The 16,095-nt window shown below is 63.1% G+C and carries 17 protein-coding genes and 1 tRNA gene; 12 read left to right on the top strand and 6 right to left on the bottom strand.

From position 1 onward, the window contains the following. Positions 1-2: 2 nt before the first annotated feature. Complete coding sequence (gene pheA, locus RND78_RS10270; RefSeq protein ID WP_312728402.1) at positions 3-1,097, top strand: prephenate dehydratase; 1,095 nt, start codon at positions 3-5, stop codon at positions 1,095-1,097. Between the two features lie 23 nt (positions 1,098-1,120). Here the strand turns inward: pheA and RND78_RS10265 are convergent, their stop codons facing one another. Continuing rightward, positions 1,121-1,597 carry a DUF4124 domain-containing protein gene (locus tag RND78_RS10265; protein ID WP_312728400.1) on the bottom strand — a complete coding sequence of 159 codons (477 nt, stop codon included), beginning with the start codon at positions 1,595-1,597 and terminating at the stop codon, positions 1,121-1,123. A gap of 286 nt (positions 1,598-1,883) precedes the next feature. On the opposite strand from RND78_RS10265, the gene mgtE reads away from it, so the two are divergent. After that, a complete protein-coding gene (gene mgtE, locus RND78_RS10260) occupies positions 1,884-3,329 on the top strand; it encodes a magnesium transporter (protein WP_409457038.1) in 1,446 nt (481 codons plus the stop codon). Between the two features lie 52 nt (positions 3,330-3,381). Here mgtE and RND78_RS10255 read toward each other — a convergent pair whose 3' ends face one another. Beyond that, on the bottom strand, positions 3,382-3,696 hold the full coding sequence (locus RND78_RS10255) for an Arc family DNA-binding protein (RefSeq protein ID WP_295518957.1): 315 nt from the start codon (positions 3,694-3,696) through the stop codon (positions 3,382-3,384). A gap of 259 nt (positions 3,697-3,955) precedes the next feature. On the opposite strand from RND78_RS10255, the gene RND78_RS10250 reads away from it, so the two are divergent. The 9 genes from RND78_RS10250 to RND78_RS10210 all read left to right on the top strand — a co-directional run bounded on the left by RND78_RS10250 (position 3,956) and on the right by RND78_RS10210 (position 12,458). Continuing rightward, positions 3,956-4,032: transfer RNA gene (locus RND78_RS10250), tRNA-Arg, on the top strand. Positions 4,033-4,279: 247 nt separating this feature from the next. Beyond that, complete coding sequence (locus RND78_RS10245) at positions 4,280-5,299, top strand: glycosyltransferase (RefSeq protein WP_312728392.1); 1,020 nt, start codon at positions 4,280-4,282, stop codon at positions 5,297-5,299. An 8-nt stretch (positions 5,300-5,307) separates the two neighbouring features. Further along, on the top strand, positions 5,308-6,414 hold the full coding sequence (locus RND78_RS10240) for an FAD-dependent oxidoreductase (RefSeq protein WP_312728389.1): 1,107 nt from the start codon (positions 5,308-5,310) through the stop codon (positions 6,412-6,414). Continuing rightward, complete coding sequence (locus RND78_RS10235; RefSeq protein WP_312728387.1) at positions 6,395-8,026, top strand: hypothetical protein; 1,632 nt, start codon at positions 6,395-6,397, stop codon at positions 8,024-8,026. Before RND78_RS10240 ends, RND78_RS10235 begins: the two co-directional genes overlap by 20 nt. A 5-nt stretch (positions 8,027-8,031) precedes the next feature. Next, the gene (locus RND78_RS10230; RefSeq protein WP_312728385.1) at positions 8,032-8,820 is read left to right on the top strand and encodes a pyridine nucleotide transhydrogenase; all 789 of its coding nucleotides are present in this window, start codon (positions 8,032-8,034) and stop codon (positions 8,818-8,820) included. Then, on the top strand, positions 8,820-9,653 hold the full coding sequence (locus tag RND78_RS10225; protein ID WP_312728384.1) for a sugar phosphate isomerase/epimerase family protein: 834 nt from the start codon (positions 8,820-8,822) through the stop codon (positions 9,651-9,653). Before RND78_RS10230 ends, RND78_RS10225 begins: the two co-directional genes overlap by 1 nt. Next, on the top strand, positions 9,650-10,006 hold the full coding sequence (locus RND78_RS10220; RefSeq protein WP_312728382.1) for an SMR family transporter: 357 nt from the start codon (positions 9,650-9,652) through the stop codon (positions 10,004-10,006). Before RND78_RS10225 ends, RND78_RS10220 begins: the two co-directional genes overlap by 4 nt. A gap of 13 nt (positions 10,007-10,019) precedes the next feature. Next, positions 10,020-10,868: a glycosyltransferase family 2 protein gene (locus RND78_RS10215; protein ID WP_312728381.1), complete on the top strand. Its 849-nt coding sequence runs from the start codon at positions 10,020-10,022 to the stop codon at positions 10,866-10,868. 231 nt (positions 10,869-11,099) lie between these two features. Further along, positions 11,100-12,458 carry an MFS transporter gene (locus RND78_RS10210; protein WP_312728379.1) on the top strand — a complete coding sequence of 453 codons (1,359 nt, stop codon included), beginning with the start codon at positions 11,100-11,102 and terminating at the stop codon, positions 12,456-12,458. Between the two features lie 39 nt (positions 12,459-12,497). On the opposite strand, the gene RND78_RS10205 is transcribed toward RND78_RS10210, so the two are convergent. The 4 genes from RND78_RS10205 to flgA all read right to left on the bottom strand — a co-directional run bounded on the left by RND78_RS10205 (position 12,498) and on the right by flgA (position 15,074). Further along, on the bottom strand, positions 12,498-13,232 hold the full coding sequence (locus tag RND78_RS10205) for a flagellar regulator YcgR PilZN domain-containing protein (RefSeq protein ID WP_312728377.1): 735 nt from the start codon (positions 13,230-13,232) through the stop codon (positions 12,498-12,500). Positions 13,233-13,321: 89 nt separating this feature from the next. Then, entirely contained in the window at positions 13,322-13,792 is a 471-nt protein-coding gene (locus RND78_RS10200; RefSeq protein WP_312728375.1) for a flagellar protein FlgN, read from the bottom strand. Between the two features lie 53 nt (positions 13,793-13,845). Then, positions 13,846-14,154, bottom strand: a complete 309-nt coding sequence (gene flgM, locus RND78_RS10195; RefSeq protein WP_312728373.1) for a flagellar biosynthesis anti-sigma factor FlgM — start codon at positions 14,152-14,154, stop codon at positions 13,846-13,848. A 161-nt stretch (positions 14,155-14,315) separates the two neighbouring features. Further along, on the bottom strand, positions 14,316-15,074 hold the full coding sequence (flgA, locus tag RND78_RS10190; protein WP_312728371.1) for a flagellar basal body P-ring formation chaperone FlgA: 759 nt from the start codon (positions 15,072-15,074) through the stop codon (positions 14,316-14,318). A 67-nt stretch (positions 15,075-15,141) separates the two neighbouring features. Here flgA and RND78_RS10185 point away from each other — a divergent pair, with 67 nt between their 5' ends. Next, complete coding sequence (locus RND78_RS10185) at positions 15,142-16,074, top strand: chemotaxis protein CheV (RefSeq protein WP_312728369.1); 933 nt, start codon at positions 15,142-15,144, stop codon at positions 16,072-16,074. The last annotated feature ends 21 nt before the right edge of the window (positions 16,075-16,095 follow it).

The raw sequence follows: 16,095 nt of genomic DNA, 5'->3' as shown, positions 1-16,095 counted from the left end.
CGATGTCGGAACACGAGCTCAAGGCCCTGCGCCTGCGGATCGACAGTCTGGACGAACGCATCCAGGAGCTGATCAGCGAACGCGCCCGCTGCGCCCAGGACGTGGCACGGGTCAAGATGAAGACGCTGGCGGAGGGCGAGAAGCCCGTGTTCTATCGACCCGAGCGCGAGGCCCAGGTCCTCAAGCGGGTGATGGAGCGTAACAGCGGTCCGGTGGGCAACGAGGACATGGCGCGGCTGTTTCGCGAGATCATGTCCTGCTGCCTGGCCCTGGAAGAGCCGCTGCACGTGGCCTACCTCGGCCCGGAAGGCACCTTCTCCCAGGCCGCTGCGCTCAAGCACTTCGGCAAGGCCGTGGTGACGCGGCCCATGGCCGCGATCGACGAGGTGTTCCGCGAGGTCGCCGCCGGCGCCTCCCAGTTCGGCGTGGTGCCGGTGGAGAATTCCACCGAGGGCGCGGTCAACCACACCTTGGATAGCTTCCTCGAACACAACCTGTCCATCTGCGGCGAGGTGGAGCTGCGCATCCACCACCACCTGCTGATCGGCGAGAACACCAAGGCCGACAGCATCACCCGCATCTATTCCCATGCCCAGTCGCTGGCCCAGTGCCGCAAGTGGCTGGATTCCTACTACCCGAGCGTCGAGCGGGTGGCGGTGGCCAGCAACGCCGAAGCGGCGCGGCGGGTGAAAGGGGAGTGGAACAGCGCGGCCATCGCCGGCGACATGGCGGCCTCGCTCTACGGCCTGACCCCGGTACAGCAGAAGATCGAGGATCGGCCGGACAACTCAACGCGCTTCCTCATCATCGGCAACCAGGACGTGCCGCCCAGTGGCGACGACAAGACCTCCATCATCGTCTCCATGCAGAACAAGCCGGGCGCCCTGCACGAGCTGCTGCTGCCGTTCCACGCCAACAACATCGACCTGAGTCGCATCGAGACGCGCCCTTCGCGCAGCGGCAAGTGGACCTATGTCTTCTTCATCGACTTCGTCGGCCACCAGGCCGATCCGTTGATCCGCGACGTCCTGGAGCGACTATCTGCCAGCGCCGTCGCGCTCAAGGTCCTCGGCTCCTATCCTCGCGCCGTGCTCTGACGCGTCCCGAGCGGTTGCGTGCGTCAGCGCCGACGCACGCAGCCGTGCTCGTCGAAGGTCACCAGACGCGAGCGCTCCTTGCGCTGGCGCGCCTCGTAGTGATAGCGAGTCAGGGTATCCAACTGGGAGATCCGTTGTGGTTGGCCCAGGGCGTTCTCCACGTCCGCGCGGCTCATGCCGGCCTTCACCTGCCCCCGAATGATCGCCTGGCGCCTTTCGCTGGCGCTGAGCAGGTCACCGCACCCATCCGTCTTGGCGGCGACTACCGTCGGCTCCTGTGCCTTGCGCTTGCGGGGCGCGGCTTTCGGTTTCGCCATCAGGGTGGGCTTGGCGCCGCCCGGACGAGGATTGTCCGCACGCTGCAGGTTGCTATCGCTGTCCGGGGCGCAGCCCGTGGCGGAAAAGGTGACATGGCCGGCGGCATCTTCGCAGCGATACACCGTGGCCGCTGGCGCGGTGGTGCAGCCCAGCAACAGGCCGAGTACGAGCAGCTTCTTCATGGGACGTCCTCCTTGACGTAGGGGCTCAAGCTTAGCGGAGCGGGGGGCTCGCGACGAGGGGTGGGGCACTGTGTTCACACCCGCCTGGAGCCTTGCAAATAGCTGTTTTGAAAACCTTTTGCCTTCGCACCCGTAAGCGGTCCGGTGTATCATCCCCGCCGTCAGCCCCGCCGGGGCAGTGGTCATCCCCCTTATGGACTTACCCAGTCAACACTCAATCGCCTTTTTCGTCCCGTTGTTGAGATAGGGTTCGTCGGTGTGCTCCGCCGGCGGGCCGGAGTGCGCTATGACCGTAGTGAACGAAGCAGAGATCAGAAAGCCCCACGAGACGCTGCAAGAGCGGCTCGCCCAGGTCGTCGAGTTGCTGGAGCGCTACGACCTCGCCGTCGAGGCGCGTGAAGACCAGGACCGCGGCCCCGTATCCCCCGCCGATATTCCCGAGGAAGGCCTCGAAGAGCTGCGCGCGCGCCTGGACGAGCTGCACCCGGCCGACGTCGCCTTCATCCTGGAAGCCTTGCCGCAGGAAGATCGGCTGACCGTCTGGGGGCTGGTCAAGACCGAACGCGACGGCGAGATCCTGCTCGAAGTCTCGGACGCGGTCCGCGAGACCCTGATCGCCGACATGGACGATCAGGAGATCCTGGCGGTGGCCGGCCAGCTCGATGCCGACGAGCTCGCCGACCTGGCGCCGGACCTGCCGCGCGATGTGGTCCATGAGCTCATGGAAGCCCTCGACGCCCAGCAGCGCGAGCGCGTGCGTTCCGCCCTGTCCTACGACGAGGACCAGGTCGGTGCCCTGATGGACTTCGAGATGGTGACCATCCGTGACGACGTCGCCCTGGAAGTGGTGCTGCGCTACCTGCGGCGGCTCAAGGAGCTGCCCGACCACACCGACAAGCTGTTCGTCGTCGACAATGACAGCATCCTCAAGGGCGTCCTGCCGATCAAGCGCCTGCTGGTCAACGATCCGGAAAAGCTGGTGGCCGACGTCATGGCCAAGGAGGCGGTGGCCTTCCATCCCGACGGGGATGCCTACGACGCTGCCCAGGCGTTCGAGCGCTACGACTTGGTCTCCGCGCCCGTGGTGGACAAGAACGGCAAGCTGATCGGGCGTCTCACCATCGACGAGATGGTCGACCTGATCCGCGAGGAGAGCGAGAGCGAAGTTCTCAACATGGCCGGTCTGCGCGAAGACGAGGATGTCTTCGCCTCGGTGTGGAAATCGGTGGGCAACCGCTGGACCTGGCTCGCCACCAATCTCATCACCGCCTTCATCGCTTCGCGGGTCATCGGCCTGTTCGAAGGTTCGATCGAGAAGCTGGTGGCCCTGGCCGCGCTCATGCCCATCGTGGCCGGGATCGGTGGCAATTCGGGCAACCAGGCCATCACCATGATCGTCAGGGCCATGGCCCTGGGGCAGATCAGCGTGACCAGCACCGCGCGCCTACTGCGCAAGGAAATGGGCGTGGCGCTGTGCAATGGGGTGATCTGGGGTGGGGTGATCGGCCTGGTGGCCTTCTATCTCTACAGCAGCTGGTCGCTGGGGCTGGTCATGATGGGGGCCATGACCCTGAATCTGCTGCTCGCCGCCTTCATGGGCGTGCTCATTCCCATGACGCTGCAGCGCTTCGGCCGTGATCCGGCGATGGGGTCCAGCGTACTGATCACTGCGGTGACCGACAGCGGTGGCTTCTTCATCTTCCTGGGACTCGCCACCCTGTTCCTGATGTAGGCCAGGGGCTGGCTGCCACGGGCTGCCCGATCACCGGGCAGCCTGGCCATGGCTAGGAAGCGGCGTCTATGTCGTGGGCAATGAGGGAGATCAGCGCGTTCTGCTGTCGGCCGGACAGCTGGCGAAAGCGCTGCAGCAGCTCCCGCTCGTTGGCGTTGATCTCCGGGCTGTCCAGGCGTAAGCCTGGTTCGTCGCCCAGGGCGCCTTCCTGCTGCAGGCTCTGCTCGAGACGCGCGATGATCTCGGAGTTCATGCTGCGGTGATGGTTGCGGGCCACATCCGCTATGCGCTCTCGCATGCCCTCGGGCAGGCGCACGACGAATTTGTCAGCGGTACGGCTTGAGTAGGATCTAATGGCCTGGGTCATTGAGGTACTTCATCTGGAGTCAAAAATCAGTGAAGGCGTGAGCCCTCGTTCGTTCCGCTAGCACTCACGGGCACCTGGGACGCTGAGAACACCCTTCCCTAGGTAACTGTTTTTATTGACGTCAATTTACCGACGTACTGCCTAAATTGCAAAACTATAAGCTCGAACGGCAAGGCAGCCGACGTTCCAGCGCGTCTGGTCGGCATCAGTGGAGGCATGACAAACCTCCTGGTGATCGTTACCATGGTCGCCCTTTCCTGTCCCAGTAGCTCAATTGGATAGAGCATCCCCCTCCTAAGGGGAAGGTTGGTGGTTCGACCCCACTCTGGGACACCAGATTCCTTTCCGTTCTTCTTCTTCTCGGCTTTCAGCCGACCCTATCGCCTTGCCGAACCGATACAGCAGTTCGGCAGCATAGGATAAAAACAGCGACACTGTCCGACTTCCAGGCTCTTCAGATACCGATTTGTGGCTATGGTCACAGCGTAGCGCAGCAGAATAAAACCTGACGAATTTATCTGTACTCTCCGATGGCTAACCGTCTGCATTGCATGAATCTGGAACACCTCTGGAGGTTCGCGTCATGGCCTTTTATCCCGTCCTACTTTCAGTCGTGTTCGTCGTTCGTAATCAGGCAACTGAGCTGCAGAGCGCCTTGGAGCGTGCCGCGGCTGTCGTCGGTCCTCTGGTAAGTGACTACGAACTTATCATCGTCGATAACGCGTCCGCTGATGACAGCGTAGCTCGATTAAAGCAACTGACCAGTGTTGATGGACTTCCCAATCTGCAGGTATATGCCCTCACCAAGGAAGTGGACTCCGATACCGCTGCCTGGGTAGGCCTGGAGAACGCGCTGGGTGACTTCGCGGTAGTTATAGATCCCGAAACGGATGACATCGGCTTCCTGCCCGACATGCTGAGTCGTGCCGCCGAAGGTACCGACGTGGTGTTCGCCAATAACCAGCAGAAAGTTCGGCAGACACTCTCGTACAGCCTCTGCGCCAAGGGCTTCAACAGCCTCTACAAGAGATTCAATGGGGTCGATCTCGCCAAGGATGCGCCCCAGTACCGCATGCTCAGCAAGAAGGTCATCAACTACATCCTGCGCCATCCGGCGCCGGCGCTGACCTATCGTCACCTGCCTGCCACCGCGGGCTTCTCCCGCAGCAACCTGGAATACAGCGTGCCGCCGCGCAATGTCCGGCCCAAGCGGCTGTCCGGCAGTTTCGACCGGGGCGCGCGGTTGCTGGTGTCGTCCACGCGCAAGCCGATGCGGATGGTCAGCTTCCTGTCCATCGTCGGCGCCTTGTCGAACCTGCTCTATTCCGTTTACGTGATCGCCATAGGATTGTTCAAGGATGACGTGGCTCCAGGTTGGGTGACGATTTCGTTGCAGCAGTCGGGCATGTTCTTCCTTATATCGCTGGTGTTGCTGGTCCTGGGCGAATATGTCCTGCAATTGACCCACAGGGCCAATGAAGGTCCGCTGTATCACGTGGCCCAGGAGTTCACCAGCGCGGTCATGACCCGTCGGGACAAGCTCAATGTGGAAGTAGTGCAGGGCGGTAGCGCGAGACCTATCACCCAGACCGGCGTGGCCTGAGGACGATCATGAAAGACGCGATCGTCATAGGGGGCGGATTCTATGGGGCCATGACCGCCCTGTATCTGATGCGGGTAAGAGGCTTCGCCAAAGTCACCTTGATCGAACGCGAGCAGGGTTTGTTGAAGCGTGCTTCTTATCACAATCAGGCACGGGTCCATAATGGTTACCACTATCCGCGAAGTTTCGTCACGGCCTTTCGCAGCCGGGTCAACTTGCCGCGCTTTCTGCAGGACTATCCCGATGTCGTGGTGAAGGACTTCACCAAGTTGTACGCCATCGCCCGCAACAACTCCAAGGTCACTGCCAAGCAGTTCGAACGCTTCTGCCAAGGTATCGAGGCGTCGCTGCAGCCGGCGCCGGAAGAGTTCTCCCGGCTCTTCGATGACCGACTCATAGAAGCCGTTTATCTGACCGAGGAATACGCCTTCAACTCGGCCATCCTCGCCGCCGAAGTGGGGCGTGAACTCGAGTCCGCCGGCGTCGAGCTGCTGTTCGACAGCCGGGTCACGGCCATCCATGGCACGGCCGATGGCCTGAGTGTCGAGGTGGTGGGGAAGGGCGGCGCCCAGCAGGAACGGCACGGCCGCTATCTGTTCAACTGCACCTACAGCGGCCTCAACCAGTATGGCGGGGATTTCCCCGGTACGGCCACCCGCCTGCGCCACGAGATCACCGAGATGGCGCTGGTGCAGATGCCGCCGGAGCTGTGCAATCTCGGCGTTACCGTGATGGACGGCCCCTTCTTCTCGATGATGCCGTTCCCGGCACGGGGCCTGCACACCCTGTCCCACGTGCGCTACACGCCGCACCTGAACTGGGAGGATGTCAACGGCACGGATCCCTATGGGCTGCTCGACGACTACGATCGTGCCTCCCGGGTCGACTGGATGGTGCGTGACGTGTCGCGCTACATGGCGGATGTGGCACGAGTGGAGTACCGCGATTCGCTGTTCGAGGTGAAGACCATCCTGATGAAGAACGAGGGGGACGATGGCCGTCCCATCCTCTTCGAACAGCACCCGCAATTGCCCGGCTGCTATTCGATGCTGGGCGGCAAGATCGACAACATTTTCGATGCCTTGGAGCGCCTCGATGCGGAACCCTTCCACTGAAGCGGCGCCCAGGGGGGCGTCCAGCGTTGCCGGTTTCATCACCGTCCTGGTCTTTTCCGTCATCAACTTCTTTCTGTTCGGCAAGGGCGTCATCCTCGATCCCTTCCATCAGGGCGAATACTTCGCCACCTTGCCGACCCTGCTGCACAGCCAGCCGGGTGCCCATGCCTTCACCATCCATGGTGGATTGGACTTCGTTCCGGTGTGGCTGGCGCAGAGCTGGTTCGGGCCGCAGCACACCTTCCTGGTGACGCAGCTCCTCTATGGCCTGTGCAATACCGCCGCAGCCTTGCTGCTCTGGGGGACGGCGCTGTTGCTCTGCCCGCTGCCGAACGGCCGCGGCCGGCTGATCCTGCTGGTTGCCGTGGGAGCGCTGGCCACCCAGGTGGTGGGCTACCGCGATCTCTTCCTGCTGCTGTCGCTGTTCCTGTTCTGCCTGCACCGCAAGGTGGAAACCCCCACGGCACGACTGCTCTGCGAGCTGCTGCTGGGCCTTGCCGCCGGCTTCAACCTGTTCTGGTCCTACGATCGCGGTATCGCCGGGGTACTGGCGATCGGTTCGGCGGTATTGCTGACGCTGCTGCTGCAGCGTCGCCACCTGCTGTCGATCCTGACCTTCGGCGTGACCGTCGCCTGGCTGGGGCTGGGGACCGACTTCTTCGCGCTGACCGACTACGTGAAGAACCTGACCTTCCTGCTCGAAACCTCTTCCCAGTGGGGCTATGGGCTGAGCGCCCGTCCGCTGGCGCTCAGCCTGCTGCTGGCGGTGCCGACGGCGCTGGCGGCCTTTGCCCTGATCCGCTGCCTGCCCTGGCCGTGGCGCTGGAGCGAGGATCTGCCGCTGATCGGTGCCCTGGCGGTACTGCTCGCGATCTTCTTCAAGATCGGGGTCAACCGTGCGGACTTCCAGCATATCCAGATGGGCTTCTGGGTACCCCTGCTGAGCCTGCTCTACGCCGCGCGCCGTCAGCGCCTGGCGCGCAACGGCGGCTGGGACCTCTCGGCCCATCCGCGCGCTGCCTACGCCTTCGTCGCGGCAGCGGTGCTGCTCGGGCTGGTAGGGCTCAATCCGTCACCTTTCTTCGCCGTGTTGCTGGGGGGGGCGCTCCTGGCCTTCACCCGGCGTCTGCTGCTGCCGGCGCTGGCGGCCCTGGTGCTGCTGCTGGCGGCGTTCAATCTCTACAAGTCGCCGGTCGAGCGGGTCTGGTCCCAGGGACTCGCCTGGGTCCCCGAGCTGGCTGCCATGCCGGACGATGCGGCGCTGGCGACGCCCGGCGTGCAGTGGGCCGCGCAGCGGTTGCTGGACAGCGGCGCCCAGTGCGTGTTCGACCTCGCCAACAATGGCGTGATCAATGGCGTGACGGACCTGCCGGCCTGCACCAAGTACATCTATCCGGTCTATGCCACGCCGCCCTATGAAGCGGACCTGCTCAGCGATCTGCAGCGGGCCGATCCGCCGGCGGTGGTGTATTCCACGACATTCTGGTCGTTCAACCTGAACAACCTGTCCATGCACGACAAGTTTCCACGACTCAAGGCCTACCTGGACGAGCATTACCCCGTCGAGGAGTGCCAACCGGACTATTGCCTGAGATTCAAGACCAAGGGGTGAGCAACATGAAGACCGACGCGTTGATAGGGTACAGCGGCTTCGTGGGGTCGACGCTGCTCAAGCAGAAGGCCTTCGGTGCGCTGTTTCGCTCCACCAATATCGATCAGATCGGCGACCAGCCCTATGGCCAGGTCATCTGCGCCGGTGCGCCCGCGCAGAAGTGGATCGCCAACCGTGATCCCGAGGCGGATCGCCAGAAGATCGATGGGCTGATCGCCCACCTTTCGCGCATCCAGTGCGATTCCTTCGTGCTGATCAGCACCGTGGACGTCTTCAAGCACCCGCTCGGCGTGGACGAAACCACCCCGGTGGACGAAGAGGGCCTGCATGCCTATGGTGCCAATCGCTATCGCCTCGAACAGTTCGTGCGCGAGCACTTCGCCAAGGCCCTGATCGTGCGCCTGCCTGGCCTGGTCGGCCCGGGGCTGCGCAAGAACGTGATCTACGACCTGCTCAACGACAACAACCTGCAGGCGGTGGAAAGCCGGGGCGTGTTCCAGTTCTATCCCATGGTCAATCTCGGCTACGACATCCAGACCGCCCAGGCGGCCGGTCTGGAACTCGTCCACCTGACCGCCGAGCCCATCAGCGTGGCGGACATCGCCAGCCAGGGATTCGGTCGGGAATTCGGCAACACCCTGGAAGGGACGCCGGCGCGCTACGACTTCCGCAGTGTCCATGCGGAAGTGTTCGGCGGCCGTACCGGCTACCAGTACAGCGCCCGCGACACCCTGCTGGCGGTCCGTGCCTATGCGCAGTCGGAACCGCCGGTGATCAAGGCGGAGGGCCAGTGATGCGCGTCGCCATTTCCAACATCGCCTGGGAGACCGCCGACGACGCCATGGTCGCCGAGATCCTGCAGCAATACCGGGTGGACGCCATCGACATCGCGCCCGGCAAGTATTTCGCCGATCCCAAGACCGCGACCGCCGAGGAGATCCAACAGGTACGACTGGCGTGGCAGGCGCGGGGCATCGAGATCACCGGCATGCAGGCCCTGCTATTCGGTACCTCGGGGCTCAACGTGTTCGGCGACGCTGACGTCCAGCAGGCCTTGCTCGCGCATCTGGAGGGTGTCTGCCGGGTCGCCGAAGGCCTCGGCGCCACGCGCCTGGTGTTCGGCTCGCCACGCAATCGGGACCGCTCCGGCCTGGGCGACGACCAGGCGCTGGCCCAGGCCAGCGCCTTCTTCCGTCGTCTGGGCGAGGTAGCCGCGGCCCGCGGTGTGCTGATCTGCCTGGAGCCCAATCCACCGCGTTATGGCGCCAACTTCATGATCGACAGCGACTCCACTGCCGCCGTGGTACGGGCGGTGGATCACCCGGCGATCCGCATGCAGCTGGATACCGGCGCCCTGACCATCAACGAGGAAGATGCCGCTCGGGTACTGGAAGAGCACGCCGAGCTGATCGGCCATGTCCATGCCAGCGAGCCGGACCTGGTGACCCTGGGGGAGGGCGGAACCAACCATGAGGGGATCGCCTTCGCCCTGACCCGGCGCCTGCCGGAGCAGGTCGTCAGTATCGAGATGCTGCCGGCCAAGCAGGGTTCCAACCTGGCAGCGCTGGAGCGTGGGGTGCAGGTGGCGATCCGCGCCTACCGCGATCTGCCGGAGACAGCCGCATGAAGTGGCTGATCCTGATTCTTGGCATCGCTTCGAACGCTTCCGCCAGCGTGCTGGTCAAGCTTGCCATGCTGCCGCCGCGGCGCTTTCCTAGCCTGAGCGATCCCCTGGGCGCCCTGGCCAACTGGCCCTTCTGGCTCGGCCTGTTCATGTATGGCCTGGCCTTCCTGTTGTACGCCGCGGCCCTGGCGAAGCTGCCCCTGAACGTCGCGCACCCGGTCCTTACCGCCGGGGCCATCGCCAGCGTCGCCCTGCTGTCGGTGGTGATCTTCCGCGAAGCCTTTCCCTGGACCACGGCGGCGGGGATCGTGCTGATCATCGCCGGTGTGGCGCTCATCACGGCCCGTGTCGGTTGACCCTGGAGGATCCATGACTACTCAAATTCCCGCCGCCGAGCGTGCCCTCTGGCAGGTACCCAGCTACAAGACGACCTTCTGGAATGGCCGTAGCCGCCCGCATTGCGTGGTGATTCCGGTCATCAACGAAGGCGACCGCATCCTCAACCTCTTGCGGCGCATGGCGGCGATAGACATCGCCGCCATCGCCGATGTCATCATTATCGACGGCGGCAGCACCGATGGCTCTCTGGAACCCCAGCGCCTGCAGGAGCTGGGCGTACGGGGTCTGCTGGTGAAGACGGCACCCGGCAAGCTCAGCGCCCAGTTGCGCTGCGCCTATGCCTTCGTGCTCGACGAGGGTTACACCGGCATCGTCACCATCGACGGTAACGACAAGGACGATCCCGATGCGATCCCCCGCTTCATCACGGCCATCGAGCAGGGCTACGACTTCGTGCAGGCCTCGCGTTTCCTCGCTGGCGGCGTGGCGGAGAACACCCCCAAGTCCCGCGACTTCGCCATCCGCTTCATCCATGCGCCCATGCTGAGCCTGGCGTCGGGCTTCCACTGGACCGATACCACCCAGGGTTTCCGCGCCTACAGCCGGGCCATGTTGCTGGATCCCCGGGTCGCACCGTTCCGTGACGAATTCACCACCTACGAGCTGCTCGCCTATCTGTCCTATCGCGTGCCGAAATTAGGTTACCGCTGCGTGGAACTCCCCACCGTGCGCCGCTATCCGAAGGGCGAGGTACCGACCAAGATCAGTAGCGTGAGAGGTAATCTCTCGGTACTGCAGGTACTGATGAAGGCCTGTGCGGGGCAGTACAATCCACGCCTGGGCGCAGATGCCCAGATGGCGGCGCAACGACGAAGCTGATCCCGTCGCGCTCGCCCGGTGCGGAAGAAGCTGTTCACGATCTACTGTGCGTCGGCCAAACGGCGTTGAGAAAGCCCAGGAAGGCTAGCCCCGCTTAGGCGGCCCCCGTCGAAATGCTCGTTTACCATTCGTAAACTGGGCTTTCTCGGGCGTTTCGCGGGGCCACCCAGGCCTTGTCTGGCTCTAGCTCGCGAGATCGTAAACAGCTTCCAAGAGACGATGGAGTAGGTGATGGGGCGTGTGCTGTCGGCGTTTCGTGGACTTTATTTCGCGACGCTGTTGATGTTGATCGGAACCGGTCTCTTGAGCACCTACCTGGGGCTGCGGCTGGCCGCGGAGCAGGTGCAGGGACTCTGGGTAGGTGCCCTGACTGCCGCCTATTACCTGGGACTGGTGATCGGCGGCAAGCTGGGACACCGACTGATCGCCAAGGTCGGCCATATCCGCGCCTATGTCACCTGCGCCGGGGTCGCGGGCGCCGCGGTGCTCGGCATTGGCCTGCTGCCCTGGTTGCCGGTCTGGGTCGCGCTCAGGATCCTCATCGGCATGGGCATGATGTGCCAGTACATGGTGCTGGAAAGCTGGCTGAACGAGCAGGCCGGCCCTGGCGAGCGGGGCAAGGTGTTCTCCGGCTACATGACCGCCTCCTATCTCGGCCTCGCGCTGGGCCAACTGGTGCTGATGGCCTCGCCCGATCTTGGCGTCGACAAGGTGATGCTGGTCGCCATCTGCTATGCCCTGTGCCTGGTGCCGGTGGCCGTGACCGGCAAGATCCACCCGGCGCCGCTCAAACCGGCGCCGCTGGAGCCGGCCTTCTTCATTCGGCGTATTCCACAGTCCCTGACCACCACCCTGGTGGCCGGACTGGTGATCGGGGCCTTCTACGGCCTGGCACCGCTCTACGCCAGCGCCCAGGGTCTGCCGACCGAACGCATCGGTCTGTTCATGGCCTGCTGCATCTTCGCCGGTCTGATCGCCCAGTGGCCGATCGGCTGGCTTTCGGATCGTCATGATCGCAGCTGGCTGATCCGGATGGTCGCTATCGCCCTTACCGTGGCGGCCCTGCCGCTGGCGGTGCTGCCCCATGTCCCGCCGGTGGTGTTGCTGCCGCTGGGCCTGATCGCCAGCCTGCTGCAATTCGTGCTCTACCCCCTGGCGGTGGCCCTGTCCAATGACCATATCGAGGGGGAGCGGCGGGTATCCCTGAGCGCCATGCTGCTGGTGACCTTTGGCTTGGGGGCCTGTATCGGTCCGCTGGTGGTGGGCGCCCTGATGAATCTGGTCGGCCCGAACATGCTCTATGCCTTCGTCGTACTCTGCGGCGGCATCCTCATCTGGCGCATTCGGCCCGATGCCGTCACGGGCAAGCACCTGGTGGACGAGGCGCCGCTGAACCACGTGCCCATGCCCGAGGGCTCCACCAGCTCGCCCCTGGCCGCCGCCCTGGATCCGCGGGTGGACACCCAGGTAGTGCAGGAGCAGATGCAAGGCGAACCTGTAGCGACGGAAGCTGCGGTGGAAGAGGCGACAGTGCCTACCGCGACGGAAGAGGGGCACGACGAGACGCCAGCCAAGCCGGCGACGTCGTGATCGCGATGCGCCCGGATCGACCGGGCGCGCTGCCGTCATTCATTCGAAGCGGCGATTTTCCCGCTGCAGCTGATAGACGAAGCGCTCGATCTGGCGCTGGTCCGCGCCACTGAGATTATCGAAGCTGACGCCCACGTCGCTGTACTCCAGGCGACTCAGGCAGGCCACGTGACGGATGTTCACCGCAGCTTCTATGGTGCCTATGGGTAGCTCGGCGGTGAAGCGCTGGATCAACTGGCCGGGTTGCAACAGATGGGTGATGTTGCCGGGGAAGCGCAGCTTGCAGCCAGTGGCCGACAGATCGATCAGCTGTCCCTGGAGTTGCAGCTGATCACCGCCCTGGAGCAGCTTGGCCTTCGCCGGACGATTGAGCAGCAGCTTGACGCGGTACGCATTGCGCCGTTGATGGTAGGTGAGGGCGCTGGGCAGCGCGATCCAATAGCAGCGCGTGCCATTGAGATCTCCCCGTCGCGCGGGCTGTTCGCTGCGCCAGGTCACCTTGATGCCATCGTGGAAGCTGTCCACCAGGAAGGGCAGGCCTTGCTCCAGCATGCGTTCGCCATCGCTAGGGACGAATTCGTCCAGGGCGATCAGTCCCTTGGCCTCGTCGAGCTGGACGATGAAGCTCTGGAATTGCGGACCTTGCTGGCCGAAGGTGATGCGCAGGGGCAGATGTTGTTCGACGGCCGGGCGCAGGCACATCAGGATCTCTCCCATGGAGCGGTATACCTGGGGCGGCTGGGGCGCGTTGTCGCTGACGGAAGAGCCTCGCACCTGGGAACTCCTGTAAATGGCGGTACGCAAGGATAATGGCTACCTGCCAGCAATGCAGCTAAAACGCAGTAGCAGACGAACGACGGTCGTCAGGCCGAGCTCAATGGTCGCTGATAGCCGCTACGGGTTTGATTGCCGCGGCTATTATAGAGGGTAGGTGTCGCGCTGCTGCCTTGTAGCAGGTTGAGCACGCGCGATGTACCGACCTGGCTAGCCTGGATGATCTGGCCATTACGCACGTTGAGCTGCTTGCAGGCGTCGATCAGTTCGCCCAGTCGTGCGGAAGCCGCCAGTAGATCCTGTCCTTCCTCCTGACCGCTCGCGTACTGCTGCAGCCCACTGAGATCATTGCTGAAGCCCGCCGCACGGAGCAGGCTGGAGCGGTGCTGGGCGTGCTGGTCGAGCTGCTTGAGGATGATCTGCTTGCCGCCGAGCAGATTTTCCAGAGCGACGAGTTCGCGTTGAGCGAGCGCCTGAAACTCGTCCTCCAGGAGTACGAGCAACTGTTCGGCGAGCTCAACGTCGGTAAGAGTAATGGTAAGGAGAGGAGTAGCGGGCATGGCTCTGGATCTCTTGATTTAGGTTTTCACCAGGTACACCCGTCGCTTCTGTCTCAGGACTCGAGGGCGATCAGCTTGTCGGCGACCTTCTGGCTGTCGACCTTGTAGGAGCCATCGGCGATGGCCTGTTTCAGGCGGCTGACCTTGTCGCTGTCGACCACCGGCAAATCCTTGAGCCCTGCCGTCAGGGAACTCAGTTGCTGGGCCTGGGCGCTCAAGCTGACCGACTCGCCGGAGGCGGTGCTGGTGGTAGCTTTGACATCGCTGGTCTGAGCCGGAGCCGCTTCCTTGTTGCTTGCAGCCTTGGTGCCGCCCATGCCGGAAGTGGAGGACGGATTCAGGCGATTGATATCTAGAGCCATGAGTGAAAATCCTCGTGTAGTCTCGTTCGCATACCCGGCTTATCGGCGTGATAGACCGAAACTTTAGCCATAGACCTGTGCGGCGGTTCACATCCTTCGACAGGATGTTACGCAGAGGTTCAGGGTGCGGACGCTCCAAGGTACTCCTTTTGGCTCTGTGACTAAAGCGCTACCTCCACCTGTCCCTGATCGACCACGCGACCCCGGATCACCCGGTTCGAGCTGAGGTTGCGCACGCGGATCTCTTCATCCTTGGCGCCGTCGGCCAGGGCCTCGCCCTGCATGCGTATATTGAAGGAGGCGCTGCGCGCGTTGATGACCACCTGCTCACCCTTGCGGATCAGCTCGGCCTGTTCGATGAAGGCCGGGGCGAGTATCTGCTCGTTGACCACCTGGCGCTTGAGCTTGGTTCCCACCACCTGTTGCAGGCTGGTCAGGTAGCCCTGGGTCAAAGTCCCGACATCCCGTTCCATGAGCGCCACGTTCTGGTCGTCCAGCACCGTTCCGCGTAACAATGGCTGGACGGCGACCACCACGGGGCGGTATAGCTTCACCTGCACCGGCACGAATACCGTCCAGGGGCTGCTGCCTTCGCACCGCACCTTGATGCTGATTCGACCCACCGGCGTGGGGGTACCTTGCTGTGACAGCGTCAGCGGCTTGTCGCATGCAGCGAGGCGCAGCCGTGGGTCCAGGGCATTGATCTGATTTTCGTGGCGGGCGTTGAAACCCGCTTCCAGCAAATATTCCTGCACACGCTCCTCAAGAAAACTTTCGACAGCGCCGATAAGTTCGTCAGATGAGGTGTAGTCGTCTTCTGCAAAGGCCTTTCCGCCCAGGCATGCCAGGATCAATAAGAGATTCGCTGCCCAACGGCTGGAGGTTTTCATAGGTCGGAAACACGTCGCTTCGGTCTTCATGATTTAACCTAAGCAAGCCCTGTGCCGAGTTTTCCGACCGGCTCGCGGCAACGAGAGGAGTCGCCAAATGGCTGGTGTATTGGACGCCGTCAACCAACGTACCCAACTGGTGGGCCAGAACCGTCTGGAGCTGCTGCTGTTCCGCCTGGATGGCTCGCAGCTCTATGGCATCAACGTCTTCAAGGTGAAGGAGGTGCTGCAGTGCCCCAAACTCACCGTGATGCCGAAATCCAGTCCGGTCGTACGGGGCGTGGCCAGCATCCGTGGCGGCACCTTTCCTATCATCGACCTGGCCATGGCCACCGGTCGCCGTGGACTGGAAGACATCAACAACTGCTTCGTGATCATCACCGAGTACAACACCAAGGTGCAGGGTTTCCTGGTGCGTTCGGTGGAGCGGATCGTGAACATGAACTGGGAAGGCATCAACCCGCCGCCCAAGGGTACCGGCCGTGACCATTACCTGACCGCGGTCACCCGGGTCGACAACCAACTGGTCGAGATCATCGACGTGGAGAAGATCCTCTCCGAAGTCGCCCCATCCGTGGAAACCGTCTCGGCTGGCGTGATCAGCGAGGTGGTGCAGGCCAAGGCCGTCACCAAGCGGGTACTGATCGTCGACGACTCCTCGGTGGCGCGCAAGCAGGTCAGCCGCTGCCTGGAAACCGTCGGCGTGGAGGTCATAGCGCTCAACGATGGCCGGCAGGCGCTGAACTATCTGCAGACGATGGTCAGTGAGGGCAAGCGTCCGGAAGACGAGCTGCTGATGATCATTTCCGACATCGAGATGCCGGAAATGGATGGCTACACCCTCACGGCGGAAATCCGTCATGATTCGCGGATGCAGAAAGTGCATATACTGCTGCATACCTCCTTGTCCGGTGTCTTCAACCAGGCGATGGTCAAGAAGGTTGGAGCGGATGACTTCCTGGCCAAGTTCCGCCCCGATGATCTCGCCTCCCGGGTGGTCGAACGCATCAACGCGGTCGACAGTCACTAGGTGAAGGCGTCTCCATACCGG

Source organism: Pseudomonas oryzihabitans (genome assembly GCF_032027545.1).
GTDB lineage: Bacteria > Pseudomonadota > Gammaproteobacteria > Pseudomonadales > Pseudomonadaceae > Chryseomonas > Chryseomonas oryzihabitans_F.
Note: the sequence above shows the minus strand (reverse complement) of the source record. Positions and strands in the feature narration are given on the sequence as shown.

What these genes read in the sequence shown, in the direction of transcription:
- pheA (WP_312728402.1), top strand. Translation starts at nt 3, where the DNA reads ATGTCGGAACACGAGCTCAAGGCCCTGCGCCTGCGGATCGACAGTCTG.
- RND78_RS10265 (WP_312728400.1), bottom strand. Translation starts at nt 1,597, where the DNA reads ATGAAGAAGCTGCTCGTACTCGGCCTGTTGCTGGGCTGCACCACCGCG.
- mgtE (WP_409457038.1), top strand. Translation starts at nt 1,884, where the DNA reads ATGACCGTAGTGAACGAAGCAGAGATCAGAAAGCCCCACGAGACGCTG.
- RND78_RS10255 (WP_295518957.1), bottom strand. Translation starts at nt 3,696, where the DNA reads ATGACCCAGGCCATTAGATCCTACTCAAGCCGTACCGCTGACAAATTC.
- RND78_RS10245 (WP_312728392.1), top strand. Translation starts at nt 4,280, where the DNA reads ATGGCCTTTTATCCCGTCCTACTTTCAGTCGTGTTCGTCGTTCGTAAT.
- RND78_RS10240 (WP_312728389.1), top strand. Translation starts at nt 5,308, where the DNA reads ATGAAAGACGCGATCGTCATAGGGGGCGGATTCTATGGGGCCATGACC.
- RND78_RS10235 (WP_312728387.1), top strand. Translation starts at nt 6,395, where the DNA reads ATGCGGAACCCTTCCACTGAAGCGGCGCCCAGGGGGGCGTCCAGCGTT.
- RND78_RS10230 (WP_312728385.1), top strand. Translation starts at nt 8,032, where the DNA reads ATGAAGACCGACGCGTTGATAGGGTACAGCGGCTTCGTGGGGTCGACG.
- RND78_RS10225 (WP_312728384.1), top strand. Translation starts at nt 8,820, where the DNA reads ATGCGCGTCGCCATTTCCAACATCGCCTGGGAGACCGCCGACGACGCC.
- RND78_RS10220 (WP_312728382.1), top strand. Translation starts at nt 9,650, where the DNA reads ATGAAGTGGCTGATCCTGATTCTTGGCATCGCTTCGAACGCTTCCGCC.
- RND78_RS10215 (WP_312728381.1), top strand. Translation starts at nt 10,020, where the DNA reads ATGACTACTCAAATTCCCGCCGCCGAGCGTGCCCTCTGGCAGGTACCC.
- RND78_RS10210 (WP_312728379.1), top strand. Translation starts at nt 11,100, where the DNA reads ATGGGGCGTGTGCTGTCGGCGTTTCGTGGACTTTATTTCGCGACGCTG.
- RND78_RS10200 (WP_312728375.1), bottom strand. Translation starts at nt 13,792, where the DNA reads ATGCCCGCTACTCCTCTCCTTACCATTACTCTTACCGACGTTGAGCTC.
- flgM (WP_312728373.1), bottom strand. Translation starts at nt 14,154, where the DNA reads ATGGCTCTAGATATCAATCGCCTGAATCCGTCCTCCACTTCCGGCATG.
- flgA (WP_312728371.1), bottom strand. Translation starts at nt 15,074, where the DNA reads ATGAAGACCGAAGCGACGTGTTTCCGACCTATGAAAACCTCCAGCCGT.
- RND78_RS10185 (WP_312728369.1), top strand. Translation starts at nt 15,142, where the DNA reads ATGGCTGGTGTATTGGACGCCGTCAACCAACGTACCCAACTGGTGGGC.